The sequence below is a fragment of the Nocardia wallacei genome (assembly GCF_029869545.1).
Taxonomy (GTDB): Bacteria; Actinomycetota; Actinomycetes; order Mycobacteriales; family Mycobacteriaceae; genus Nocardia; species Nocardia wallacei_A.
Genome location: NZ_JARWQD010000178.1, coordinates 1 through 23,011, shown reverse-complemented (window position 1 = coordinate 23,011; position 23,011 = coordinate 1). Strand labels below are relative to the sequence as shown.

At 69.0% G+C, this 23,011-nt stretch carries 24 protein-coding genes and 1 pseudogene; 14 read left to right on the top strand and 11 right to left on the bottom strand.

Features of this window, described 5'->3' with window-relative positions:
• The first annotated feature begins 4 nt into the window (after positions 1 to 4).
• Positions 5 to 253: a hypothetical protein gene (locus tag QH290_RS14655; protein WP_280269367.1), complete on the top strand. Its 249-nt coding sequence runs from the start codon at positions 5 to 7 to the stop codon at positions 251 to 253.
• A gap of 155 nt (positions 254 to 408) precedes the next feature.
• On the opposite strand, the pseudogene QH290_RS38280 reads toward QH290_RS14655, so the two are convergent.
• The 5 genes and pseudogenes from QH290_RS38280 to QH290_RS14630 form a co-directional block, all read right to left on the bottom strand.
• Positions 409 to 570, bottom strand: a pseudogene (locus tag QH290_RS38280) (hypothetical protein); the annotation flags it as partial.
• Between the two features lie 51 nt (positions 571 to 621).
• Positions 622 to 2,103: a PepSY-associated TM helix domain-containing protein gene (locus tag QH290_RS14645; protein WP_342213737.1), complete on the bottom strand. Its 1,482-nt coding sequence runs from the start codon at positions 2,101 to 2,103 to the stop codon at positions 622 to 624.
• A gap of 427 nt (positions 2,104 to 2,530) precedes the next feature.
• Positions 2,531 to 3,115 carry a hypothetical protein gene (locus QH290_RS14640; RefSeq protein WP_280383327.1) on the bottom strand — a complete coding sequence of 195 codons (585 nt, stop codon included), beginning with the start codon at positions 3,113 to 3,115 and terminating at the stop codon, positions 2,531 to 2,533.
• A gap of 60 nt (positions 3,116 to 3,175) precedes the next feature.
• Positions 3,176 to 4,834: an acyl-CoA synthetase gene (locus tag QH290_RS14635; RefSeq protein ID WP_280269365.1), complete on the bottom strand. Its 1,659-nt coding sequence runs from the start codon at positions 4,832 to 4,834 to the stop codon at positions 3,176 to 3,178.
• A gap of 146 nt (positions 4,835 to 4,980) precedes the next feature.
• A complete protein-coding gene (locus QH290_RS14630) occupies positions 4,981 to 6,588 on the bottom strand; it encodes an acyl-CoA synthetase (RefSeq protein WP_280269378.1) in 1,608 nt (535 codons plus the stop codon).
• A gap of 191 nt (positions 6,589 to 6,779) precedes the next feature.
• Between QH290_RS14630 and QH290_RS14625 the strand changes: the two genes are divergently transcribed.
• Entirely contained in the window at positions 6,780 to 7,430 is a 651-nt protein-coding gene (locus QH290_RS14625; protein ID WP_280383325.1) for a hypothetical protein, read from the top strand.
• Here QH290_RS14625 and QH290_RS14620 read toward each other — a convergent pair.
• The 3 genes from QH290_RS14620 to QH290_RS14610 form a co-directional block, all read right to left on the bottom strand.
• Positions 7,421 to 8,260, bottom strand: a complete 840-nt coding sequence (locus QH290_RS14620; protein ID WP_280269363.1) for an NAD(P)H-binding protein — start codon at positions 8,258 to 8,260, stop codon at positions 7,421 to 7,423. The two genes, QH290_RS14625 and QH290_RS14620, sit on opposite strands and share 10 nt — an antisense overlap.
• 179 nt (positions 8,261 to 8,439) lie before the next feature.
• The gene (locus tag QH290_RS14615) at positions 8,440 to 9,675 is read right to left on the bottom strand and encodes an acyl-CoA dehydrogenase family protein (protein WP_280383323.1); all 1,236 of its coding nucleotides are present in this window, start codon (positions 9,673 to 9,675) and stop codon (positions 8,440 to 8,442) included.
• A gap of 39 nt (positions 9,676 to 9,714) precedes the next feature.
• The gene (locus QH290_RS14610) at positions 9,715 to 11,106 is read right to left on the bottom strand and encodes an acyl-CoA dehydrogenase family protein (protein WP_425303604.1); all 1,392 of its coding nucleotides are present in this window, start codon (positions 11,104 to 11,106) and stop codon (positions 9,715 to 9,717) included.
• A 241-nt stretch (positions 11,107 to 11,347) separates the two neighbouring features.
• On the opposite strand from QH290_RS14610, the gene QH290_RS14605 reads away from it, so the two are divergent.
• On the top strand, positions 11,348 to 11,938 hold the full coding sequence (locus tag QH290_RS14605) for a class I SAM-dependent methyltransferase (protein ID WP_280383319.1): 591 nt from the start codon (positions 11,348 to 11,350) through the stop codon (positions 11,936 to 11,938).
• 91 nt (positions 11,939 to 12,029) lie between these two features.
• Here the strand turns inward: QH290_RS14605 and hisN are convergent, their stop codons facing one another.
• From hisN to QH290_RS14590, 3 genes are all read right to left on the bottom strand, one after another.
• Positions 12,030 to 12,815, bottom strand: coding sequence for a histidinol-phosphatase (gene hisN, locus QH290_RS14600; protein WP_280383317.1), 786 nt, complete (start codon positions 12,813 to 12,815; stop codon positions 12,030 to 12,032).
• Positions 12,816 to 12,920: 105 nt separating this feature from the next.
• On the bottom strand, positions 12,921 to 13,736 hold the full coding sequence (locus QH290_RS14595) for an SDR family oxidoreductase (protein WP_280383315.1): 816 nt from the start codon (positions 13,734 to 13,736) through the stop codon (positions 12,921 to 12,923).
• Positions 13,737 to 13,895: 159 nt separating this feature from the next.
• The gene (locus QH290_RS14590; protein ID WP_280383313.1) at positions 13,896 to 14,480 is read right to left on the bottom strand and encodes an NADPH-dependent FMN reductase; all 585 of its coding nucleotides are present in this window, start codon (positions 14,478 to 14,480) and stop codon (positions 13,896 to 13,898) included.
• A 194-nt stretch (positions 14,481 to 14,674) separates the two neighbouring features.
• Between QH290_RS14590 and QH290_RS14585 the strand changes: the two genes are divergently transcribed.
• The 11 genes from QH290_RS14585 (at position 14,675) to QH290_RS14535 (ending at position 22,832) form a co-directional block, all read left to right on the top strand.
• Positions 14,675 to 15,532, top strand: a complete 858-nt coding sequence (locus QH290_RS14585; RefSeq protein WP_280269356.1) for a helix-turn-helix domain-containing protein — start codon at positions 14,675 to 14,677, stop codon at positions 15,530 to 15,532.
• Positions 15,533 to 15,580: 48 nt separating this feature from the next.
• Positions 15,581 to 16,699, top strand: coding sequence for a peptide chain release factor 2 (gene prfB, locus QH290_RS14580; protein WP_280383311.1), 1,119 nt, complete (start codon positions 15,581 to 15,583; stop codon positions 16,697 to 16,699).
• 174 nt (positions 16,700 to 16,873) lie between these two features.
• Entirely contained in the window at positions 16,874 to 17,725 is an 852-nt protein-coding gene (locus QH290_RS14575; protein WP_280269354.1) for a mechanosensitive ion channel family protein, read from the top strand.
• Positions 17,712 to 17,870: an Rv3103c transmembrane domain-containing protein gene (locus tag QH290_RS14570; protein ID WP_280269353.1), complete on the top strand. Its 159-nt coding sequence runs from the start codon at positions 17,712 to 17,714 to the stop codon at positions 17,868 to 17,870. The genes QH290_RS14575 and QH290_RS14570 overlap by 14 nt, the downstream gene beginning before the upstream one ends.
• A gap of 75 nt (positions 17,871 to 17,945) precedes the next feature.
• Positions 17,946 to 18,635, top strand: a complete 690-nt coding sequence (gene ftsE, locus QH290_RS14565) for a cell division ATP-binding protein FtsE (protein ID WP_068032095.1) — start codon at positions 17,946 to 17,948, stop codon at positions 18,633 to 18,635.
• Positions 18,635 to 19,540, top strand: coding sequence for a permease-like cell division protein FtsX (gene ftsX / locus QH290_RS14560; protein ID WP_280269352.1), 906 nt, complete (start codon positions 18,635 to 18,637; stop codon positions 19,538 to 19,540). The genes ftsE and ftsX overlap by 1 nt, the downstream gene beginning before the upstream one ends.
• 132 nt (positions 19,541 to 19,672) lie before the next feature.
• Entirely contained in the window at positions 19,673 to 21,682 is a 2,010-nt protein-coding gene (gene recQ / locus QH290_RS14555; protein WP_425303603.1) for a DNA helicase RecQ, read from the top strand.
• Positions 21,683 to 21,716: 34 nt separating this feature from the next.
• Positions 21,717 to 21,953 (top strand): hypothetical protein, encoded by a 237-nt coding sequence (locus tag QH290_RS14550; protein WP_280269350.1) that lies wholly within the window; start codon positions 21,717 to 21,719, stop codon positions 21,951 to 21,953.
• Complete coding sequence (locus tag QH290_RS14545; protein WP_280269349.1) at positions 21,950 to 22,258, top strand: hypothetical protein; 309 nt, start codon at positions 21,950 to 21,952, stop codon at positions 22,256 to 22,258. The genes QH290_RS14550 and QH290_RS14545 overlap by 4 nt, the downstream gene beginning before the upstream one ends.
• 73 nt (positions 22,259 to 22,331) lie before the next feature.
• A complete protein-coding gene (locus QH290_RS14540; protein WP_280269348.1) occupies positions 22,332 to 22,586 on the top strand; it encodes a WLR motif membrane protein in 255 nt (84 codons plus the stop codon).
• A gap of 9 nt (positions 22,587 to 22,595) precedes the next feature.
• Positions 22,596 to 22,832 (top strand): WLR motif membrane protein, encoded by a 237-nt coding sequence (locus QH290_RS14535; RefSeq protein WP_280269347.1) that lies wholly within the window; start codon positions 22,596 to 22,598, stop codon positions 22,830 to 22,832.
• Positions 22,833 to 23,011: the final 179 nt, after the last annotated feature.

Sequence of the window (23,011 nt, the reverse complement as noted above, 5' to 3'; positions counted from 1 at the left end):
CGCAATGCTTTTCGATATTCGCACCATCGTCGGCACGCTGCTCGGTCTCTACGGCGTCATCCTGGTGGTCACCGGCCTGGTGAGCCACAGCGACGAGGACCTCGCGCGCTCGGGCGGCTGGAACACCAACCTGTGGGCCGGGATCGCCATGCTGCTCGTCGCCCTCGCCTTCATCACCTGGGTCGTCCTGCGCCCGGTCAAGGAACTGGTCCACAAGACCGAGGTGGATACCACCCCGGACGCCCCGGAGTAACTGGCCATCCCGGCACTCGGTTATCTGGCCGGTGCGGGTGGCATCGGCTGGTTGATGGTGGTGAAGTACTGGGCCGCGGCCATGATGGCGACGGGTGCGGTGACCAGGAGTTGTCCGGCGAGGGTGCCGAGGGCGCCGAGGGCGATGGTGGCGGTGCGGCCGGTGATGTCGGCGGCGATCGGGAACACGAAATCATCGACGCGGAAAGATAATTCGTGTCCCCGCGCACCATGCCCGGCAGCCCGATGCCCTTGTCGACATCCACCGACCTGGCACCGGTGGAGATGGGCGGCGGGAAACTGGCTTTGATTTCGAATGCTCGAGCCTTCGCCCCCTCATTTCGGCGAACGCTCGGAATATGTTGTGGCTCAGGCAGTCACGCGTCTGCGCTGAATCAATCCGACGACGATGTCCACGGCCAGGAATCCCAGCAGGCTGATCCCGATCAGCGGCGCGAACCAGCCGACCGCCACTGCCACCGCAACCAGCGGCACCGTCACATACAGCGGTGTCCGTCGTAATGTCCCGCGCCGCGGCGGCTTACCGGCCGCGAATCGGTTGTCCGCCTTGGTGGGTCGGCGCCGCCACCACATCAGGTAGCCGCGCACGATCACCGTGATCAGCGCGATCATCGTCACCAGCAGCAGGAGCTGGTTGGCGAGTCCGAACAGCAGGCCCATATGGAGCTGGATGCCCCAGTTGGCGAGCTGGGCCACGAACGGCCAGTCGGCATAGCGCAGGGTGTCGGTGACATCGCCGCTGCGGCCGTCGACCGCGACTATGTCCTGGGTGTAGACCCCGGACAGCCGCCGTTCCTGCGCGACGAAGGCGGTGCCGTCCTGTGCCGGAACGCTGATCTCCAGCGGTCCCTCCAGGCCGTGACCCCGCGCGACCGCGTAGACCTTGTCGATCTGGGCCGCTCGATCGGCCGGAACCGGTGCGCCCATCTGATGGCCGCCGCCGTGCCCCGCATGGTCGCCGCCCGCGGGCACCGCCGGACCGGCCGCACCGGGCAGCTCGGCGCTGACCGTGGGCTTCGTCCAGCTCAGGTCCTCGCGCAGCTTCGCGACGTTCTCACCCGCATAGGTGGACCAGGTCATGCCGGTGGCGGACAGAAACAGCAGCGGCAGCAGGATCCAGACACCCACGGCCGCATGCCAATTCATCGTCCGGCTGCGGCCGGTGCGGGACCGATCCGGCCGCAGCAGCCAGGCGGGGGACCGGCGCTCACGCCGCGAGCGCACCCGGCGCACCCACACCACCAGACCGGCCAGCGCGATGACCCACATCCAGGACGCGGCCATCTCGCTGTAGAGCCGCCCGGGCTCGCCCAGGTGCAGATTCTTGTGCAGGACATCGATCCACGTGCGCAGCGGCAGCGCGCTCGAACTGCCGTAGACGACGCTGGTCCCGACCGGTTCGGCGGTGGCGGGATCGACGAACACCGCGCGCCGCTCGGACTCGCCGAGGGACGGATCGGTGAAGATCACCCGTGTGGTGTCGCCCGAGTCCTGCGCGGGCATAACGGCATTCAGGGCCGATGTCGGTTGCTGCGCGACCGCGGCACCGATCTGTTCGGACAGCGGCCGGGCCGGACCGGTCGAATCCACGTGCAGCAGATCGCGGTTCACGATCGACTCCAGCGTAGGGGAGATCGAGTACAGCGCACCGGTGATCGCGGCGATCAGGATGAACGGCGCGACGAACACTCCGGCGTAGAAGTGCAGCCGCATCGCCAGGGCGGACAGGGTGTTGCGTGGCCCGGGACGGCGCGTGCCGGGCGCACCGGACGGTTCCGGTGGTGGTTGCGGTGCTTCGGCGTCGGCAACCGGGGTATCGGTGATGCTCAAGATGGTGCTCCTGTTCGAGGGTGCACCCGTCTGTGCTGTATTGCGGCCCGTTCCGGGGTGTGCGTCGCCGGTGCGCTATCGGTCCGTGCGCGAGACGACGACCGCCCACCAACCTGCCGGACGGCGTATCCGGTGTCACCGCAAGCTCTTCCACGACGCGCCGGATGCACTACTCGCCCCGGCGTTCGCCGGACCGAGACCTCCGCCCGCGTGCCAGGACCGGACCCGGGCGTACCCGGGCGAGGCGATGATCACCAACGCCGGAGATTGGACGGCCGGAGGGCCTCGCCATGATGGCTGGCATCCGTGCCGTCGGTCCGTGTGGCGTCGATCGGTGCCCGCCGCGCCCCAGCGAATTCGGCACGGCGCGTAGGCAATACAGCATTTCCCGCACGAAGGTCGTTCGTGCGTACGGGTGTGGGAAATATCAGGCTCGAACGGGGAGCGGGGGACCGCGGGTGCGGAAGGTATCGGCCTGGAACAGCCGCAGAATCACGCGGTCGCGATGTGTGGTCCGCAGCAGGGGCGGCCCGGCGATCGCCGGTGACCGGAACAGGCCCGGCAGCACCCGCGCCAGCACCGCGGTGCCGATCCGATACGCGGCCTCGGCGGCGTGGATCACCAGCGCGGCGCACACCGCGGCGACGATATGGGCGCACAGCATCGCGGGCGACCACATCGACTCGGCGTGCTGCATACCGATCATGCCGAACGACATCACGGCGTGGCCGAGGAGTTGCCCGCCCACCAGCGCGACGGCGAGCCCGGCCAGGCGCTCGCGCAGCGGTCCGACCCCGGCGACCAGCGCGCCGACGACTGTGCACGCGGCCACGAGCAGCACCAATGTGCTGGTCTCGAGCGGCATTCCGCCCGAGGCCCAGCCGTGCGCCGCGATCGAGAGCGCGCCGGAGACCGAACCGGCCGATCCCCCGCGTAGCCGCGCGATTGCCGTTCGGCGCGTCTGCGCCGCCGCGGCATCGCGGGCCGGGGACCGGCCGGGGTCGAGAATCACGCGCTGATAATAGCGGACGATTCCCAGCTAATTCTCAGCTGTCGCAATGGCGCCACCGCGTCAGTCGGCGGCGACCTCCATCTCCACCAACGGCTTGCGCAACAGCTTCCCGGTGGCATTGCGCGGCAGCTCGTCGAGGAAGATGACCTCGCGCGGCACCTTGTACCGAGCCAGGTTGGCCTTGACGTAGTCCTTGATCTCCTTGGCATCGCGCTTGGAGTCCGGACCCGGAACGACGATGGCGCGCAACCGCTTTCCGAACTCCCGATCGTCGACGCCGACCACGGCCGCCTCCAGCACGTCGGGCCGGTTGGCGATCAGGTGCTCGACCTCCTGCGGGAAGACGTTCTCGCCGCCGGAGACGATCATGTCGTCGTCGCGGCCGTCGATGAACAGCAGGCCGTTCTCGTCGAAATGGCCCACATCGCCGCTGGACATCAGGCCGTCGACGGTCTCCTTGGTGCGGCCGTCGGTGTAGGCCTTGAACGAGTGCGCGTTGTCGATGAAGATCGTGCCGGTCACGTTCGGCCGGGTGATCCGCTTGCGGTTCTCGTCGTAGAGGCCCAGCCGGATGCCCACGGGCGGGCGGCCCGCGGTCGTCGGCGCCTGCCGCAGCTCCTGCGGGGTCGCCACGGTGATCACGGCACACTCGGTGGAGCCGTACACGTTGTAGAGGCTGTCGCGGAAGTAGTCGAGGCTGCGGGTCACCACGTCCGGCGGAATCGCCGAGCCGGCCGCGAAAATGACCTTCAGCGAGGACATGTCGTAGCGGGCGAGGACCTCGGCGGGCAGATCGAGCATGCGCTGCAGCATGGTCGGCACCACGACCAACTCGTCGGCCTTGTACTTCTGGATGTTGGCCAGGGTCTGCTCCGGATCGAAGCGCCGCTGCTGGAAGACGATGCGGTTGCCGAGCGCGAGACCGATGGTGAACTGCGACAGCCCCGTGGCGTGGAAGATCGGCGCCGCCATCAGGACCGTCCCGTCGCGCGGCATCGGGATGCGGTCGACCAGCTGCGCGGAGATGAACGGGCTGGTCTTGTCGCGCGGGGCGCCCTTCGGGGTGCCGGTGGTGCCGCTGGTGAGGATCACCATCCCGCCCGGCTTCGTCGGCAGCTGCACCGGCTCGGTCGACCGGCCGTCCATCAGCTTGTCGATCGTCGGCGTCTCGGGATCGACGCCGTCCTGCTCGTCGACCCAGGTGAGCACGCGCGGAATCGAATCCGGGATGGCGCTCATCAGGTCGAGGAATTCGCTGTCGTGCAGGACCAGCTTCACCTTCTCGCGCGCGGTCACATCGGCGAACTGCGGCTTGGCGAATCCGGTGTTCATCAGCACCGCGCGCACGCCCAGCTTGCCGGTCGCCAGCAGCGTCAGGACCAGGCCGCGGTGATCGCGGGCCAGCACCGCCACCACGTCGCCCTCGCAGATACCCTGCGCGGCCAGGCCCCGGGCCAGCGCGTTGGACTGCTCGTTGAGCTGGCCGAAGGTCAGCTCGCCGCGTTCGTCGACGATGGCCGCGGAATTCGGGCGGGTCTGATTGGAATGCATGACGACACCCGCGAACGGGCCGTACTTGTTGATGCTCGTCACCGAGCTGAGCGCGTGATCGGGTCGCAGCGGGTTGAACAACCCCCGCTTGCGCATCGCGTTGACGCTCAGGGCCATATCTCCGGCCTTGCGGAGGGCAGTGCCGACTGACGGAAGACCAGCTGACATAGGTACAACCTTCCGCGGATACCGCCGATGGAGCTGGCGGACCGCAACATCGAGATCCAGTGCGTCGCTAACCCTAGCAAGCACGCCTGGTGGGATGTGGTTCGTGTCTCTGTAACCGAGAGTACGCCTATAACTGGACGGCTGACCTACTGTGTGACGGGGTACTCGGCCAGGGTGCGGCGCAGCAGTTTCCCGGTGGCGTTGCGCGGGAGATCATCGAGGAAGACGACGTCGCGGGGCACCTTGTAGCGGGCCAGGTTGCCCTTGACGTAGGCCTTGATCTCCTCGGCGTCGAGTGTGACGCCCGGCTCGGGGACCACGAATGCGCGCAGTCGTTTACCGAACTCGACATCGTCCACGCCGATGACGGCGGTGTCGAATATGTCGGCCCGCTCCAGCAGCAGATTCTCGACCTCCTGCGGGAACACGTTCTCGCCGCCGGAGACGATCATGTCGTCGTCGCGGCCGTCGACGAACAGCAGCCCGTGCTCGTCGAAGTGGCCGACGTCGCCCGACGACATGTACTCGCCGATGAGTTCCTTGTGGCGGCCGTCGGTGTAGCCCTTGAACGGCGATCCGGAGCGGATGAAGATGCGGCCGGTGACGTGCTTGTCGTGGATGCGGCGGCCGTCGTCGTCGAACAGCGCCACCTCGCAGGTGACCGGGGCGCGGCCCGCATTGCCCGGGGCGATCGCCAGATCCTGCGGTTGCGCGACCGTCGCGATGGCGCATTCGGTCGAGCCGTACAGGTTGTAGAGGACGTGGCCGAACGCCTCGGTGGCGCGGACGGTGAGCTCGGGCGACAGCGCCGAACCGGCCAGCACGATGGACTTCAGGGAGGACAGGTCGTACTTCGCGCGGATCGCCGGATCGAGTTCGACCATGCGGTGCAGCATCGTCGGCACCGCCACCAGCATGTCCACCTTGTGCTCGGCGATCTTGCGCAGCGTGGTCTCGGCGTCGAAGCGGCGGGTCGTGACGATCGCGTTGCCGAGGCTGCCGCCCACCAGCCAGGTGGCGTGCCCGGTGCTGTGGAAGATCGGCGAGACGATCATCATCGTGCCCTGTCGCGGGAACGGGATGCGGTCGGCCATCTGCACCGTGGCCAGCACGGCGACCTTGTCGCGCGGGGCGCCCTTGGGCAGGCCCGTGGTGCCGCTGGTGAGGATGACGAAGCCACCGGGCTTGTCGAGCAGCGGCAGCGGCGCGGTGGAGTTCGCGCCGATGAGTTCCTCGACAGTGGTTGCGCCGCTGGGCAATTCGTGTTCCTCGTCGACCCAGGTGAGGATGCGGGGCAGCTCCGGGGGCAGGGCGTCGAGCAGGCCCACGAACTCGCTGTCGTGCAGCACGGCCTTGACGTTCTCGCGCGCGCAGACCTCGGCGAACTGCGGCTTGGCGAAGCCGGTGTTCATCAGGGCGATGCGCGCACCGGCCTTGGCGGCCCCGACCATCGCCAGCAGCAGGCCGCAGTGGTCGCGGGCCAGGATGCCGACCACCGTCCCGGAGGTGATGCCCATGGCCCGCAGCCCGTGCGCGAGGGCATTGGATTGCTCGTCGAGTTCGCGGTAGGTCAGGCTGCGGCGCTCGTCGATCACCGCGACGCGGTCCGGCCAGACCCGCGCGGCGTGCCGGACCATGGTGGCCTGCGGGCCCAGCAGGCGGCCCTCCTTGGCCACCCGCAGGGTCTCCAGCGGGTTGCGCGGATCGGTGAATCCCCGCTCCCGCAACACATTCAGGCCCCGGACGGCCTCCATCGTGTGCACCGCCCTGCGCCGCACCTGTTGCAGAATCGAGGTCACCTCGACCACCTCCACGCGCCCGGCGTGCGTTACCGCACGCATACCCATCCGTGTGTTGTGGAAGGTAGCAGCCGGGTGTGACGTGGGATACACAAATTCGGCCAATTCGGGCGGTGGTGTCGGGGTGCGGCATTAGCATGCTCGGCATGCGTATCGCCGCGGTGATGGTTCTGATACTTCTGGCGGCCGGGTGTTCACGCACGACCGACGGCGATCCGCGACCGGCCCCCGGCGCGCCCACCGCTACCACGGCGCCGGTTCCGGCCCCGGGTGCCGCGCTGGGCGATGTCGTCGCGTGGGTGCAGGCCGGTGCCGCCGTCGACCCGGCGCGGTACGGCACCGCGACCACCGAGGACGGTGTGGCCACAGCGCTGAACGGCGACATCGCGTTCACCAGCCCGAGCGGAAAGATCCGGTGCACCAGCGCCTTCCAGGACGGGCTCGAGGGCCTGAGCTGCCTGGTGGATCTGGCGAACCCGCCGGGGCGGCCTCCGGGTGAGGAGGTCGGCAACTGGGTCGGCAATTGGATCGACTACACGGGCTCGAGCCTGACAGTCGGCGGCCTGCACGGCGACCCCGGCCCGTTCCTGCGTGGCAAGGGCGCGGAGCTGCCGTACGGAAGCCGGGTCACGGTAAGGGATTACACCTGCCGCGTCGACCCCACCGGCCTGTACTGCATCCATCCGGCGGCCGGATCGGCTGCGCGGCTGAGTAATTCGGGTGCCGTTGCGTTCGGATGCCTGCGCGAACGCGAGGGTGAGCCGAAAGGGACCGTGGGGCAGGGCTTCTACTGCTGAGACCACACCCCGGTGGCGGCCGACTTGCCCGCCCACTCCTCGATATCGCCCGGTGCGCGACCGAGCACCTGCTGGACTCCATCGGCCAGCTCGGTCAGGTGTCCGGCTCGGTACAGCCCGAAAAGGCTGTCCAGTGCGGCGATTTCGCCATCGGAGGCGCCCCGGTCCCGCAGTTCCTGGCGGTATTGCGCCGGGGTCAGCTCCTCGAAGCGGATGCTTCGCCCGGACGCCGCGGCGATCACCGCCACCGCATCGGCGAACGCGAGGCGGCGCGGGCCGGACAGGTCGTAGATCCGCCCGGAATGGCCCGGCTCGACCAGAACCGCCGCCGCCACCGCGGCGACGTCCTCGGCATCGATGAACGGCTCGAGCACCCCGGCGACCGGCAGCGCCAGCCGTCCCTCCCGGATCGGCGCCAGCCACAGGTCCTCGTCGAAGTTCTGGAAGAAGTTGTTGGCGCGCAGGATCGTCCATTCCACCCCGGAATCGCGCACCGCGGCCTCGGCCGCCGCCATCTCCTGACCGAACCGCTCGTCGATGTGCTCGATGCCGCGCCCCGACAGCGCGACGAAGCGCCGCACCCCGGCCGCGACGGCCTGCCCGACGAAATCGGCGATCGGCGCCGGATCCTCCGGTGCGACAAGGTATACCGCCTCGGCGCCGTCCAGCGCGGGCCCCCAGGTCGCGCGGTCCGCCCAGTCGAACCGCGTCGTGCTCCGCCGAGACGCCGCCCGCACCCGGACTCCCGCCCCGCGCAACCTCTCGGCCACCCTCCGCCCGGTCTTTCCGGTAGCCGCGAGGACAAGGACATCGCCGATCATCTGTGTCATGCCCTCATTTCAGTAAATCCGGATCGGACCCGCCATATTTCAGCGTCCACGGCGCATACGCGTCCGTCTTTCCCGTCCGGCCCGGCTTCGACTTCGAGTTCCTTCGCAAACAGGAAACCGGTGCGAGTCCGCGGACTCGCACCGGTTTCCCTGTGCCGCTTGCTACTTCATCGAAATCGTCACTTCAGCTCGGCGCTGCTCAGGTCGAGGACGCGGCGGGCGACGATGAGCTGCTGGATCTGCTGGGTGCCCTCGAAGATGTCCAGGATCTTGGAGTCGCGGGCCCACTTCTCCAGCAGGGTGCGCTGCGAGTAGCCGAGACCACCGGCCAGCTCGACGGCCTTCAGGGTCACGTCGGTGCCCATGCGGCCCGCCTTGGCCTTGGACATCGACGCCTCGAGGGAGTTCGGCTTCTTGTTGTCGGCCATCCAGCCCGCGCGCAGCGAGAGCAGGTAGGCCGCCTCCCAATCCGCCTCCAGCCGAAGGAATTCCGCGGCGGCGGCGTGCTGGCTGTTGGCGGGCTTGTCGTAGTCGATCTCGACACCGGCCTCGGTGAGGATGGTGCGCAGCTCCTCGAGGGCGGCGCGGCCGACACCGACGGCCATCGCGGCCACCAGCGGGCGGGTGTTGTCGAAGGTCTGCATGACCCCGGCAAAACCCTTCTCCACGTTGACTTCCGGGCTGCCGAGGATGTTGTCGAACGGGATCCGGCAGTCCTCGAGCCGCAGTTCCGCGGTGTCGGAGGCCTTGATGCCCAGTTTGTGCTCGAGGCGGGCGACGGTGAGGCCCTTGGCATCTCGCGGCACCACGAACGACTTGATGGCGGCGCGGCCCTTGCTCTTGTCGACCGACGCCCACACCACGATATGGGTGGCGCGCGAACCGGCGGTCACGAAGATCTTGGTGCCGTTGAGAACCCACTCGTCACCGTCGCGTACGGCGGTGGTGGACACGGCCGCGGAGTCGGAGCCGAACGACGGCTCGGTGATCGCCATCGCGGCCCACACCTTGCCGAAGCGGTCCAGCTGCTCGTCGGTGGCGACCGCGGCGATGGCGGCGTTGCCCAGGCCCTGGTAGGGGATCGACAGCATCAGGCCGACGTCGCCCCAGGAGGTCTCGAGGGCGTTCATCAGCGCGGACATGTTGCCGCCGTTGGTGTTTCCGAGCAGCTCGGTGGCGTGTTCGTTGGTCTCCTCGCCCTCGCCGGACTTGCGACCGCCGGTGGCGCCGGAGATGTCCTGGGTGCCCGAGTCGGCCAGGCCCTCCACCATGGCGGCCATGGTGTCCAGCTCGACCGGATACTCGTGTTCGCCGAGGTCGTACTTGCGCGAGATCGGGCGGAAGATCTCCTGCGCGACCTGGTGGGCCTGATTGGCGCTGGCCCGCAGCTTCTTCGGAAGTTCGAGATTGATCATGACAGTGGCTCCATCAAAGTCGTGGGTCGCGGACCCGGATCAGACCAGCACAACGCCTTCGGCGACACCGATGGCGCGCAGATCGCGGTACCAGCGCTCGACCGGGTGCTCCTTGGTGAAGCCGTGGCCGCCGAGCAGCTGCACGCCGTCCAGGCCGATCTGCATTCCCTTGTCCGTGGCCAGCTTCCGGGCCAGCGCCGCCTCGCGGGCGAAGGACAGACCCTGCTCCGCGCGTGACGCACCCCGCAGAGTCACGAGCCGCATGCCGTCCAGTTCGATCGCGATATTGGCGACCATGAACGCCACCGCCTGGCGATGCGCGATCGGCTCGCCGAACGCCTCGCGCTCCTTCACGTAGGGGATCACGTAGTCCAGCACGGCCTGACCGGTGCCGACGGCCAGGGAGGCCCAGCCCAGGCGGGCCAGCCGCACCGCGTCGGCGTACTCCTCGGCGCGCTCTGCGGCGTCGCCGTCGCCCAGCACGGCATCGGCGGAGACCGCGACGTTGTTCAGCAGCAGCCGCCCCAGACCCGCGGCGCGCAGGCCCATGCTCGGATCGGCCTCGACCACCACGCCCGGGGTGTCGGACTCGACGACGAACAGCGCCGGGCGGCCGTCCAGCTCGGCGGCCACGATGAACAGCTCGGCGTCGCCGGCGGCCGGGACCAGGCTCTTCACGCCGTTGAGGCGGTAGCCGCTGGGGGAGCGGGTGGCCTTGGTCTGCAGCGCGAACGGATCGAACAGCGGCCGCGGCTCGCTGATCACCACCGACGCCTGCGGCACGTTCTCGCCCGTGAAGGCGCCCAGGTAGGTCTTCTGCTGCGCGTCGGTACCCCACTGCGACAACGCGACCGCGACACCCGAGGGCGCCAGGATCGGCAGCGCCAGGCCCATATCGCCGTGCGCGAGCGCCTCGGCGACCATCGAATTGGTGACCGCGCCGCGCTCGGCGGCCGCGCCCTCGAGCTCCTCGGGCACGTTGATCAGCGTGATGCCCAGCTCGGCGGCGCGCTCGAGCAGATCGCGCGGCGCCTTGGCGGCGTTGTCGGCCTCGTAGGCGGCCGGGCGCAGGATCTCCGCGGCGAACTCGCGCACCGTCTCGACGATCATCTGCTGCTCGTCGCTCGGGGTGAGGTCGAAGTAGTCCTTCTTGCGGGACTCGTTGGCGGGCAGGCGCTTCGGCTGACCGCCGCCCGCCACCTTGCCGAACACGCGAGTGGCGGCACCGAGGGTGCGGAAGCCGGTCTTGGTGCCCTCGTAGGTCATCCGGTTGATGGGCTCGCGCAGCTTGTACTTCTCGGCCAGCTCGGAACCGGTGAGGGTGGTCATGACCCGCATGGCCGCGCCCATCCAGTCACGCTTCTGCGGATTCAGGCCGACGGCGGAATCCGGACGTCGCTTCGTTGCGGTGTCTCGAGTGCTCATAATCACCAGTCTTCTCGGAGTGGGGGTGGGTGATCGGGTTCCCAGCATCTTACTTGCGAGTAAGTCTATCTTACTCCAGAGTAAGAAACGAGTCGAGCGGCAGCATCCACAGCGCGATCTCCGCCACAGCGAACGCGGTTCGACGTGCGGACCTGTGCCCGTCCGGCGGCCGTGGGTTCCCGGTTCCCCCGGTGCATCGCGCCGCGAGATCCGGGCGCAACAGGCGTCGCGCCGATACCGTCGGGGGATGGGCCAGTTCCATTTCGATCCCGATACCTACGCGTCGCTGATGACCGCGGAGGTGCCCTCCTACCAGCGGCTGCAGGCGGCGGTCCGGGACGCGAGCATCGGCGTCGGCCGGGTCGGCCGGATCCTGGACCTGGGGACCGGCACGGGGGTGACGGCGAACGCCGTCCTGCAGGTGCATCGCGGGGCGACGCTGGTCGGGGTCGACGAGAGCGCGGCGATGCTCGCGCACGCCCGCGCCGCCCTGCCGCTGGGCACGGAGCTGCGGGTCGCCCGCTTGCAGGACCCGCTGCCCGGCGGGTCGTTCGACCTCGTCGTCTCGGCGCTCGCGGTGCACCACCTGGACGGCCCCGGCAAGGCCGACCTCTTCGAGCGGGTGGCCCGGACACTCGTACCCGGCGGCCGATTCGTCCTGGGAGACTTGGTGATCCCCGACGACCCGGCCGATCAGGTCTCCCCGATCGACGGCGACTACGACACCCCGAGCAGCGCCACCGACCAGATCCGATGGCTGTCCGACGCAGGCTTCACGATCGAAATCGCCTGGCAACACAAGGACCTGGCGGTCCTGGTCGCCGACCTCCCCCGCTGACCGCCCAACTCCCGCACCCCTCGCGCGTTCCCGCACCCCCTACAGGGCCTTGTAACCGGTGCGGGAACCGACAAGGGGTGCGGGAACGGGATCAGCGCTGTAGGTGGGTGAGGGTCTGGGCGTGGAGGGCGGCGTTGGTGGCGACGGCGCTGCCGCCGTGCGGGCCGGGGGTGCCGTCGAGGGCGGTGAAGGTCCCGCCCGCCTCGCGGACGAGGACGTCCAGGGGCGCCAGATCCCACAGGGAGACTTCGGGTTCGGTGGTGATGTCGACCGCGCCCTCGGCGAGCAGGCAGTAGCCGAAGAAGTCGCCGTAGCCGCGGGTGCGCCACACCGCGTCGGTGAGGGCGAGGAGCCGATCGCGCAGGCCCAGGTCGCGCCAGCCGGACAGGCTGGAGATCGCGAGGCTGGCCGAACCCAGGTCGCGCACGGCGGAGACGGTGATCGACCGCGGCGGCTGCGACCCGAATCGCGTCCACGCGCCCGAACCCGTTGCGGCCCACCAGCGGCGGGCCAGCGCGGGCGCGCTCACCACGCCCACCACCGGCACGCCGTCGTCGAGCAGCGCGATCAGCGACGCCCACACGGGCACCCCGCGCACGAAGTTCTTGGTGCCGTCGATCGGATCGAGCACCCACTGCCGACCCCGGAACTCGGCCTCGCCGCCGAACTCCTCGCCCAGTACGGCATCGCCGGGTCGCTCCCGCGCCAGCTCCGCGCGCAGCGCCTCCTCCACCGCCAGATCCGCATCCGACACCGGCGTCAGGTCGGGCTTGCTGTCGACCCTCAGGTCCAGCGCCCCGAACCGGTCGCTGGTGATCGCATCGGCCACATCGGCCAATCGCAGGGCGAGTTCGAGGTCGGCGGAGTGATCGGTCACGGGCTGGAACGTTAGCCGATGCGTCACGGGGAGCCGACCGGCCCGCGCGGTCACGATCCGTGGCGGCACGGCAGAAGTCGCCGTCTCACCGCGGTTCGTGTCCGCTCAGGCCGGTTGCTCGCCGACCTTCCAGACGGCGGGCCAGTCCTTACCGCGGAAGGCCGCGTCGATGCCGCCGTCGCAGAAGATCACCGAGCCGACGAAGAAACCGGCCTGCTCCGAGAGCAGGAAGGCGGCCAGTTCGGCGATCTCCTCGGGTCGGCCGGGGCGCCCGATGGGAACCGCGCCCAGGAATCCTTTCATCGCCTCGCCGATGAGCGCGTCCTGCTGTCCCTCCTGCGTCATCGGGGTGTCGATGAGGCCCGGGGCGATGGCGTTGAGCCGGATGCCGTCCTTGATGTACTCCGCGGACCTGGTCCGCGCGTACCAGGCCAGGGCCGCCTTGGTCGCCGGGTAGGCCTGGATCGCCGCCAGATCGCCGAAGGTCTCGGCGATCTCCCGGCCGCGCTGCTCCTGTCCGGCCAGGCAGGCTTCGGCCAGCTCGACCGGCCAATTCGGTTGCGTCGTGGTGGAATTCGAGGAGATCAGCACGACCGATGCCGCGCCGGACGCCCGCAGCGCCGGGCGCAGACCCTCGAGCAGGGTGATCGCACCGAAGTAGTTGACCGACACCAGCAGCCCGCCCGATCGGCCGGTGGCGGCGGCGACCCCGGCGAACGGCAGGAACCCGTCCAGCCGCCCGTCGCAGCGCCCGGTGATCTCGGCGACGGCATACTCCCGGCCCTCCGCCGTGCCGAGATCGGCGGTGACGTCGGCATCGCGCAGGTCCACCCCGATCACCCGGTGCCCGGCCTTCGCGAGATGTTCGGCCACCGCCGCGCCGATCCCCGACGCGCTGCCGGTCACGGCGATCGTGCTCACGCCCGCACCTCGCTGGTCACCCGGTGGTCTGTCGGCTCGCTCATTCAGCCTCCTCGTCGACGGCGAACTGCCATCCCATCATTCGAGGCTACGATCCAGCGACATCGTGTTCACTGAGTGGGCATGGTGGTTGCGAGATGGTGGCGCAGGCGGTATGGATCAGGCCGCGACCCGGGCCGTCGCCAACGCGCTTGCCCACCAGTGCAATTGGTCGAGCATGCCCGCTGCCGCCTCCTCCGGGCCGGTCGGCTCGTGCAGGTTGCCCTCCGCGTCGAACAGCTCGTAGTAGCGCGGGAACGACACGTAGTCGCGGATCGCGTGGGCGTTCAGCTCGCCGAAGATCTGGCGCAGATGCGCGATGGCGTTCAAACCGCCACTCGCACCGCTGTATCCGACGAACCCGATGGACTTGCGATCCCACTGGGTGAAGTGCCAGTCGATGGCGGTCTTCAGCGCCGCCGGGTAGCTGGCATTGATATCGGGGGTCACGATCACCATCGCGTCCGCCCGTCCGAGACGCTCGGTGAGGTCGAGCATCCCGGCGGGGCGGGTGGGGTTGGGGTCCATCCGGGGCGGCAGCTCCGGGAGCTCGTGCGGCAGTTCCATCTCGGCGAGGTCGATCACGTCGATTTCGAATGCCCCGTGCTGCCGGGCGCGTTCGGCGAACCAGTTCGCCACTTTCGGGCCGAAACGCCCGTTGCGGGTGCTGGCGATGATCACGGCGAGGCGCAGGTTGTCGGACATGGGAGGTCTCCTTCGGGACTCGTTCTTATCGGTTGCCCATGACTGTGCCGAGCGCCGCGCAGGTCAGGGAGTCCGCCGCCAGGGTGGTAGTGACAGGGATACCCTCCGGGCCGCGTGCGCGGTTACCGTCGGGAACAAGTTTCCGGCGGTGAGCGTCGATAAGAAGAACCGTCGAGCGGGAGAGAGGTCCGGCAGTGAGCGACAACGAACTCGGCCTGTTCCTGCGCACTCGGCGCGAGGCCGTCACGCCCGCCGAGGTCGGCATGCCCACGGGCCCGCGCCGCCGCACACCCGGCCTGCGCCGCGCCGAACTGGCCACGCTCGCCGGGGTCAGCGTGGAGTACCTGATCCGCCTGGAACAGGGCCGCGACCGGCACCCGTCGTCGGAGGTCCTCTCCGCGCTGGCCACCGCGCTGCGCATGACGCCCAATCAGCGCGTGCACCTGTACAGCCTGGTCAAGGCCGCGCACCCGGGGTTTCACTGTCTCGGCGGCGCCACCCCGAACCGCGAGGTGCGCCCGGCGGTACGGGCCGTCCTCGATCGCCTCGAGCCGACCCCCGCCGCCGTGCTCAACCGGCTCGGCGAGGTGATCGCCTGCACCGACGGATACCACCGCCTGATGGGCCCGACCGGGCAGCTCGACGGCGGCCTGCCCGCCAACTTCCCCCGCTACCTGTTCACCGACCCGCGGGCCCGCACCGCCTACCCGGACTGGGATCGCAAGGCCGACCTCGCGGTGGCGACGCTGAAACAGGGCCCGTTCCGGTCGGACCGGCTGGTCTCCGTCCTGGTCGACGAGCTGAGCCTGCTCGCGGGCGAGGAATTCACCCGGCGCCTGGAGAACATCCCGGGGCTGCCCGACACCAGCGGCATCGATCGCATGGAACATCCGCAGGCCGGTGCGCTGCGGCTGGCCTACGAGCGACTCGACCTGTCCGCCGACGACGACCAGTACATCCAGATCTGCCTGCCCGCCGACGACGCCACCGCTGCGGCCCTGGACTCGCTCGACGGCCGTCGCCCGGGTGGCCTGCGCGCGGTCCCGGGCTGACCTCGGCTTATTTCGTGCCACAGCCGTGGGCCGGTAGATTGAATCCTCGTGCAACCTGACGTTTCCGCTGATCTCGCCGAACTCGACACCACGCTGAAGACCGTCGAGTCGGTGCTCGACGTCGACGAGCTGCGCCGCCGGATCGACGAGCTCGAACAGCAGGCCGCCGACCCGGACCTGTGGAACGACCAGGAGCACGCGCAGCGGGTCACCAGCGAGCTGTCGCACTCGCAGGGGGAACTGCGCCGCGTCACCGAGTTGCGCCAGCGCCTCGAGGATCTACCGGTGCTGTACGAGCTCGCGGAGGGTGAGGAGGGCGAGGCCCGCACCGCCGCACTGGCCGATGCCGAGGCCGAACGCGCGTCGCTGCACACCGACGTGGAGGCGATGGAGGTGCGCACGCTGCTGTCGGGCGAATACGACAAGCGCGAGGCGCTGGTCAACATCCGCTCCGGCGCCGGCGGCGTGGACGCCGCCGACTGGGCCCAGATGCTGATGCGCATGTACGTCCGCTGGGCCGAGCGGCACAAGTACCCGGTGGAGCTCTACGACACCTCCTACGCCGAGGAGGCCGGGATCAAGAGCGCCACCTTCGCGGTCAAGGTGCCCTACGCCTACGGCACGCTGTCGGTGGAGATGGGCACGCACCGGCTGGTGCGCATCAGCCCGTTCGACAACCAGGGCCGCCGCCAGACCTCGTTCGCCGAGGTCGAGGTGCTGCCGGTGGTCGAGACCACCGACCACATCGACGTGCCCGAGGGCGATATCCGCGTCGACGTCTACCGCTCGTCGGGCCCCGGCGGCCAGAGCGTCAACACCACCGACTCCGCGGTCCGCATCACCCACGTCCCGACCGGCATCGTCGTCACCTGCCAGAACGAGAAATCGCAGCTGCAGAACAAGATTTCGGCGATGCGCGTGCTGCAGGCCAAGCTGCTCGAGCGCAAGCGGCTCGAGGAGCGCGCCGAGATGGACGCGCTCAAGACCACCGAGGGCGCGTCCTGGGGCAACCAGATGCGCTCGTATGTGCTGCACCCCTACCAGATGGTGAAGGATCTGCGCACCAACTACGAGGTGAACAACCCGAGCGCCGTGCTCGACGGCGATATCGACGGGTTCATCGAGGAGGGAATCCGCTGGCGGATGCGCCAGGGTGCCGAGCAGTAAAGCCGAAAATCCGCCGTACCGATCAGATTGCGCCGATCCGGCCCGTGACCGGGCTATCACGGCGCAATCACGACGTTTCGGACAGCGCGTGGACCGTAGTAACCTGTCGGGCGTGTATTTCGGTGGCAGGGCGATACCCGACAGTTTCCGGTTTACACCGGGAAGGATGTGCCCATGACCACGAATCTCGCCGCGGGTGGCGATATCACCGGCTGGCTGCGCAGCAGCGGACTCGAGATCGTGCTGATCGTCGTGGGCGCCATGCTGTTCAGCCGATTCGCGACGTTCGTGCGGGATCGGATCACCCGGCGCATCGACGCGAGCTTCCAGAGCAGCGATTCGCTGGTGCGTTCGGAGGCGGCCAAGCACCGGCACGCGCTGGCGCAGGTGCTGACCTGGGTCCTGCTGTCCATCGTGTACTTCCTGGTGGCGCTGTCGGTGTTGCAGCGCTTGGGTTTTCCGCTCGGCGGCCTGGTCGCGCCCGCCGCCGTCATCGGTGCGGCGGTCGGTTTCGGCGCCCAGCGCATCGTGCAGGATCTGCTGGCCGGATTCTTCCTGATCACCGAGCGGCAGTACGGCTTCGGCGACGTGGTGAGCATCGCGCTCACCGGGCAGACGGTGCCCGCGGAGGGTACGGTCGAGGACGTCACGCTGCGGATCACCACGCTGCGCAATGTGGACGGCGAGGTCATCTCGGTACCCAACGGCCAGATCGTGAAAGTGACCAATCTGTCGAAGGATTGGGCGCGCGCCGCGATCGACGTGCCGGTACCGGCATCCGCGGACATCAACAAGGTCAACGAGATCCTGCACGACGTCGGCACCAAGGCCTTCCAGGATCGCCGGCTGAAAACGCTGCTGCTGGACGAGCCCACGGTGATGGGCCTCGAGGATCTCACGGTGGACCAGATGAACATCAGGATGGTTGCCCGGACCTTGCCGGGCAAGCAATTCGAAGTGGGCCGCGAGCTACGAGTGCGGGTGGCCGCGGCCCTGCGCCGGGAGGGCATGAGTGAAACCGCGTAAATCGACCGCGATCCTGATCAGCGTCTGGGTCGCGACATTTGTCCTGTACGTGTTCGTCAAGCCGACCACTCCGGAACACGCCGGCTTCACGCCGATCGCGAATACCATTCCGAAATCGATGATTACGACGCCGCCGGACAAGTGACGTGAATGTGACACGTGGCATTTCCACGGTGCGGCTGGGGAGATGCCCGTTCTTCGCTGGCTACACTGGGCGCTCGTGATCACCCTGCGGAATGTGACCAAGTCCTTTCCGACCTCGACCCGTCCGGCGCTGGACAATGTCTCGGTCGAGATCGGCAAGGGCGAGTTCGTCTTCATCATCGGGCCGTCCGGTTCGGGCAAGTCGACGTTCATGCAGTTGCTGCTCAAGGACGAGAAGCCGACGTCCGGGGAGGTGGTCGTCGCCGACTTCCGGGTGGATCGGCTGCCCGGCCGCAAGGTGCCCAAGCTGCGTCAGCGCATCGGCTGTGTCTTCCAGGATTTCCGGCTGCTGCAGCAGAAGACGGTGGAGCAGAACGTGGCGTTCGCGCTCGAGGTGATCGGCAAGAACCGCAAGTTCATCCAGCGCGCGGTCCCGGAGGCGCTGGACCTGGTGGGCCTGTCGGGCAAGGCCGACCGGCTGCCCAGCGAGCTGTCCGGCGGTGAGCAGCAGCGGGTAGCGATCGCGCGGGCGTTCGTGAACCGGCCGCTGGTGCTGCTGGCCGACGAGCCCACCGGCAACCTCGACCCGGAGACCAGTCAGGACATCATGACGCTGCTGGAACGCATCAACCGCGTCGGCACCACGGTGCTGATGGCGACCCACGACAACCACATCGTCGACGCCATGCGGCGGCGGGTGGTGGAGTTGGACCGGGGGCGGCTGGTGCGCGACGAGGCGACCGGTGTGTACGGGGTGGGCCGGTAATGCGCGCGAGCTTCCTGTTCGGCGAGGTCTTCAACGGCCTGCGCCGCAATGTCACCATGACCATCGCCATGATCCTCACGACCGCGGTGTCGCTGACGATGCTCGGCGGCGGCCTGCTGGCGGTCCGGATGGCCGACAAGACCGAGCAGTACTTCCTGGACCGGCTGGAGGTGCGGCTGTACCTGACCGACGACGTGTCGGCCTCGGATCAGGACTGCTCCAAGGATCCCTGCAAGACGCTGATGGCGGATCTGAAGAACACCTCGGGTGTGGTGTCGGTGCAGTTCCTCAACCGGGACGACGCCATCCGCGAGGCCAAGGAGAAGACCTTCAAGGATCAGCCGGAGCTGGCGGCGTATGTCAGCGAGTCGCCGCTCCCGGCCTCGCTGCGGGTGAAGATGACCGACGCGGGCGACTATCCGCGCATCTTCTCCGAATTCCAGGGGCGCGAGGGTGTCGGTTTCGTGCGCAACGACAAGGACATCGTGGACCGGCTGGTGAGCCTGTTCGACGGCCTGCGCAATGCGGCGTTCGGGCTGGCGGTGCTGCAGGCCCTGGCGGCGCTGCTGCTGATCGCGAACATGGTGCAGATCGCCGCGTTCACCCGGCGCACCGAGGTCGGCATCATGCGCCTGGTGGGTGCCACCCGCTGGTACACCCAGCTCCCGTTCCTGCTGGAGGCGGTGGTGGGCGCGCTGGCCGGTTCGGTGCTCGCCGTCATCGGCCTGCTGATCTCCCGTTCGCTGGTCATCGACCGCGCGCTCGGTGACCTGTTCGCCTCCAAGGTGTTCCCACGCATCACCGGCGACGACATCACCATCGTCGCCATGACCATCGTCCCCGTCGGCATCATCTTCGCCGCCCTCACCGCCTACGGCACCCTCCGCTACTACGTACGGGAATGACGGCACTTTCCCGCACCCCGTATTCGTTCCCGCACCCCTTGCAGGGCCCCGTAGGGGGTGCGGGAACGAACAGGGAGTGCGGGAACTGCAGACGGGGTCGCGGTGTCGGCGGAGATCCGTAGGATGGCGTGGGTGAGTAGCCCGGAGACGCTCGAGACGGTGGTCGGCCAGCCCGGTGTGGGCGCGAATTCCGATGCGGCGCAAGAGGTTCTGCGCCGCGTGTTCGGGTACGACAGCTTCCGCGGCCTACAGGCGGATATCGTCGGCCGGGTGATTTCCGGCGGCGACGCGCTGGTGCTCATGCCGACCGGCGGCGGCAAGTCGCTGTGTTATCAGATACCGGCGCTGGTGCGGCCCGGTGTGGGCGTGGTCGTCTCACCGCTGATCGCGCTCATGCAGGACCAGGTCGACGCGTTGAACGCACTCGGCGTGCGCGCCGGGTTCCTGAACTCCACGCAATTCCCCGACGAGCGGCGCCGCGTCGAGGCGCAATTCGTGGCGGGGGAGCTGGATCTGCTGTACCTCGCGCCCGAGCGGCTCCGCATCGATTCCACGCTGCAGCTGCTGGACCGGGCGAAGGTGTCGGTGTTCGCCATCGATGAGGCGCACTGTGTTTCGCAGTGGGGCCACGACTTCCGGCCCGACTATCTGGCGCTGTCGGTCCTGCACGAGCGCTGGCCCGATGTGCCGCGCATCGCGCTGACAGCCACCGCCACGGAGGCCACCCGCAAGGAGATCGCCGAGCGCCTGGACCTCACCGGCGCACGGCATTTCGTCGCGGGCTTCGACCGGCCCAACATCCAATACCGGATCGAGCCGAAGAACCGCCCCGACCAGCAGCTGCTCAGCTTCATCAGCACCGAGTACCCGGGCGAGGCGGGCATCGTCTACTGCCTGTCGCGCAATTCGGTGGAGAAGACCGCGGAATTCCTGACCCGCAACGGCATCGAGGCACTGCCCTACCACGCGGGCCTGGACGCGCGCACCCGCGCGACGAACCAGTCGCGGTTCCTGCGCGAGGACGGCCTGGTGGTGGTCGCCACCATCGCCTTCGGTATGGGTATCGACAAGCCCGATGTCCGCTTCGTCGCCCACCTCGACCTGCCCAAATCGGTGGAGGGCTACTACCAGGAGACGGGCCGCGCGGGCCGCGACGGGCTGCCGTCCACCGCGTGGATGGTGTACGGCCTCAACGACGTGGTGCAGCAGCGCAAACTGATCGACAACTCCGAGGGCGACGCGGCACACCGGCGGCAGTTGCAGCTGCACCTGGACGCCATGCTCGCGCTGTGCGAGACGGTGCAGTGCCGCCGTACCCAGCTGCTCGCCTATTTCGGGCAGCAGGGCGAGCCGTGCGGCAACTGCGACACCTGCCTGAACCCGCCGGAATCCTGGGACGGCACCGTCGCCGCGCAGAAGGCGCTCTCGGCGGTGCTGCGCCTCAAGCGCGAGCGCGGCCAGAGCTTCGGCGCGGGCCATATCACCGACATCCTGGTCGGCAAGTCCAACCCGAAGGTGTTGCAGCACAACCACAACGAGCTCAAGGTGTTCGGCGTCGGGAACGACCTGCGCGATACCGAGTGGCGCGGGGTCATCCGCCAACTGCTGGCCCAGGGCCTGCTCGCGGTGCACGGGGAGTACGGCGTGCTCACCCTCACCGACGCCAGCAAGGAGGTGCTGTTCGAAGGCCGCCAGGTGATGCTGCGGCGTGAACCCGAGCGGGTCAAGCCCGCGAAAGCCCCGCGCGCCAAGGCTTCCCGCCTCGCCGCCGCCGACCTGGCGCCCGCCGATGCCGACCTGTTCGAGCGCCTGCGCGCCTGGCGGGCCGCGGTCGCGAAGGAGCAGGGCGTGCCCGCCTACGTCGTCTTCCACGACGCCACGCTGCGCGAGATCGCCGCCCGCAAACCCACCACGCTCGGCGAGTTGGGCGGTATCAGTGGCATCGGCGAGAACAAGCGCGCCAAGTACGGCGAGGGCGTCTTGGAGGTCGTGACGGCGGACGCGGGCCCGACTGCGTCGGGCGGGGCAGCTTCTTCAGCCGCTGCTGCCGGTGGGTCGGTGGCCCCGGCAGAACCGGATTTCGCCACCTACGAACCGCCGCCGGACTGGGACTTCGAGCCTCCGCCCGACGAAAAGTACTGATTACCAGTGTAGTTCGGCGGTAGGATTGCCAGTCATGACCAAGAAGCTGTCGATCACGATGCCCGACGCCACCGCCGCGGCGGCGCGCACGGCGGCGGCTGCTGCGGGCAAGCCCCTGTCCACGTGGATCGCCGACGTCGTGGACCGGGCCGCGTGGCGCGCAGCCTGCGAACACGACACCGCGGTGATCCGGCAGCACGGGCTACTCGGTGACGAATGGGCCAAGCGGCAGGCCCTGATCGTCGCCGCCACCCGTGGCGGCCCCGCGTGACCGCAGACCGCGGCGAGATCATTCTCAGCCAGGAGACCCTGATCCCCGGCGGCATCATGTATCTGGTCGTCTCCGGACACGGCTACAACGCCGACCAGCCGGATCGGCGCCTCGTGGTGGAGGTCGTCGGCCCGCAGTTTCCGGCCGCGGGTGCCTATCTGTACGACCTGGGCACGGTCGGCGCGGCCGTGCTGGCGGCGCCCACCACGCTGCCCGCCGACTGGCTGGAGGGCGAGCCGATCGCGACCGTCGACGAGGCCACCATGGCCGATATCGCCGACCGGCTGGCCCGCCATTTCCGGTAACCGGCGGTACACCGCCGATCAAAACCGTTCGGTTTGCGTTTAGTCTCGCCCTCGGTCTGGGTAACGTTCCGGTATGGCGCGCGGCGACGATGAGGTGATCGGCGGGAACGGTGTTCCCGCGAGTCAGGGCGCCATGGCGCCGTCGGAGAACACGGTCGAGGTCCTGTCGCCGCAGCCGTCCACGAACGGATCCGCGCCACCCGCTCCGCCCCGCTGGATGCGGATGCGGCGGCAGCCGATCGGACGGCCGCGGGTCTCGACGATGGTGCTGATGTCGGTGTGGATCGCGGTGCTGGTCGTCTACCTCCAGGTGCGGCCGGGCGGATAGCGTACTGCCATGACCGAGAATCCTGGCGGCGGTGAGCGCTCGGAACAGTCCTCCGATTCCGGTGCCGCCGGTGCCGCCGACGCCGCGGCTGCGCAGTCGCCCCAGGCCCGCGTCGCCGGCTCGGTGGAGGCCGGTTGGCTGCGCCCGCACGCGCGGCGGACGCTGGGCCGCCCGCGCATCTCGACGATCCTGCTCGTTCTCCTATGGATAGCAGTCCTGGTCCTCTACCTTCAGGTGCGCCCGTAGTTTCTCCACCCCGCCCACCGAGGCATGCCGTGGGATCCCGGCAATGGGGGGGGGGGGGGGGGGGGGGGGGGGGGGGGGAGGATAAGAGGAGGGCGGCCACAGCCAGCCCGCCCCCCCCCCCCGCCACCCCCCCCCCCGCACGCCGCCCCAGCAAGACGCACCCCGCCCCCGCCCCCCAC

Excerpts from the sequence above, each read along its gene's own strand:
- QH290_RS14620 (WP_280269363.1), bottom strand. The coding sequence starts at position 8,260 with ATGACACAGATGATCGGCGATGTCCTTGTCCTCGCGGCTACCGGAAAG.
- ftsX (WP_280269352.1), top strand. The coding sequence starts at position 18,635 with ATGCGCGCGAGCTTCCTGTTCGGCGAGGTCTTCAACGGCCTGCGCCGC.
- QH290_RS14615 (WP_280383323.1), bottom strand. The coding sequence starts at position 9,675 with ATGATCAATCTCGAACTTCCGAAGAAGCTGCGGGCCAGCGCCAATCAG.
- QH290_RS14635 (WP_280269365.1), bottom strand. The coding sequence starts at position 4,834 with ATGTCAGCTGGTCTTCCGTCAGTCGGCACTGCCCTCCGCAAGGCCGGA.
- QH290_RS14540 (WP_280269348.1), top strand. The coding sequence starts at position 22,332 with ATGGCGCGCGGCGACGATGAGGTGATCGGCGGGAACGGTGTTCCCGCG.
- QH290_RS14575 (WP_280269354.1), top strand. The coding sequence starts at position 16,874 with ATGACCACGAATCTCGCCGCGGGTGGCGATATCACCGGCTGGCTGCGC.
- QH290_RS14605 (WP_280383319.1), top strand. The coding sequence starts at position 11,348 with ATGGGCCAGTTCCATTTCGATCCCGATACCTACGCGTCGCTGATGACC.
- QH290_RS14590 (WP_280383313.1), bottom strand. The coding sequence starts at position 14,480 with ATGTCCGACAACCTGCGCCTCGCCGTGATCATCGCCAGCACCCGCAAC.
- QH290_RS14535 (WP_280269347.1), top strand. The coding sequence starts at position 22,596 with ATGACCGAGAATCCTGGCGGCGGTGAGCGCTCGGAACAGTCCTCCGAT.
- QH290_RS14630 (WP_280269378.1), bottom strand. The coding sequence starts at position 6,588 with ATGGAGGCCGTCCGGGGCCTGAATGTGTTGCGGGAGCGGGGATTCACC.
- QH290_RS14625 (WP_280383325.1), top strand. The coding sequence starts at position 6,780 with ATGCGTATCGCCGCGGTGATGGTTCTGATACTTCTGGCGGCCGGGTGT.
- QH290_RS14655 (WP_280269367.1), top strand. The coding sequence starts at position 5 with ATGCTTTTCGATATTCGCACCATCGTCGGCACGCTGCTCGGTCTCTAC.
- QH290_RS14550 (WP_280269350.1), top strand. The coding sequence starts at position 21,717 with ATGACCAAGAAGCTGTCGATCACGATGCCCGACGCCACCGCCGCGGCG.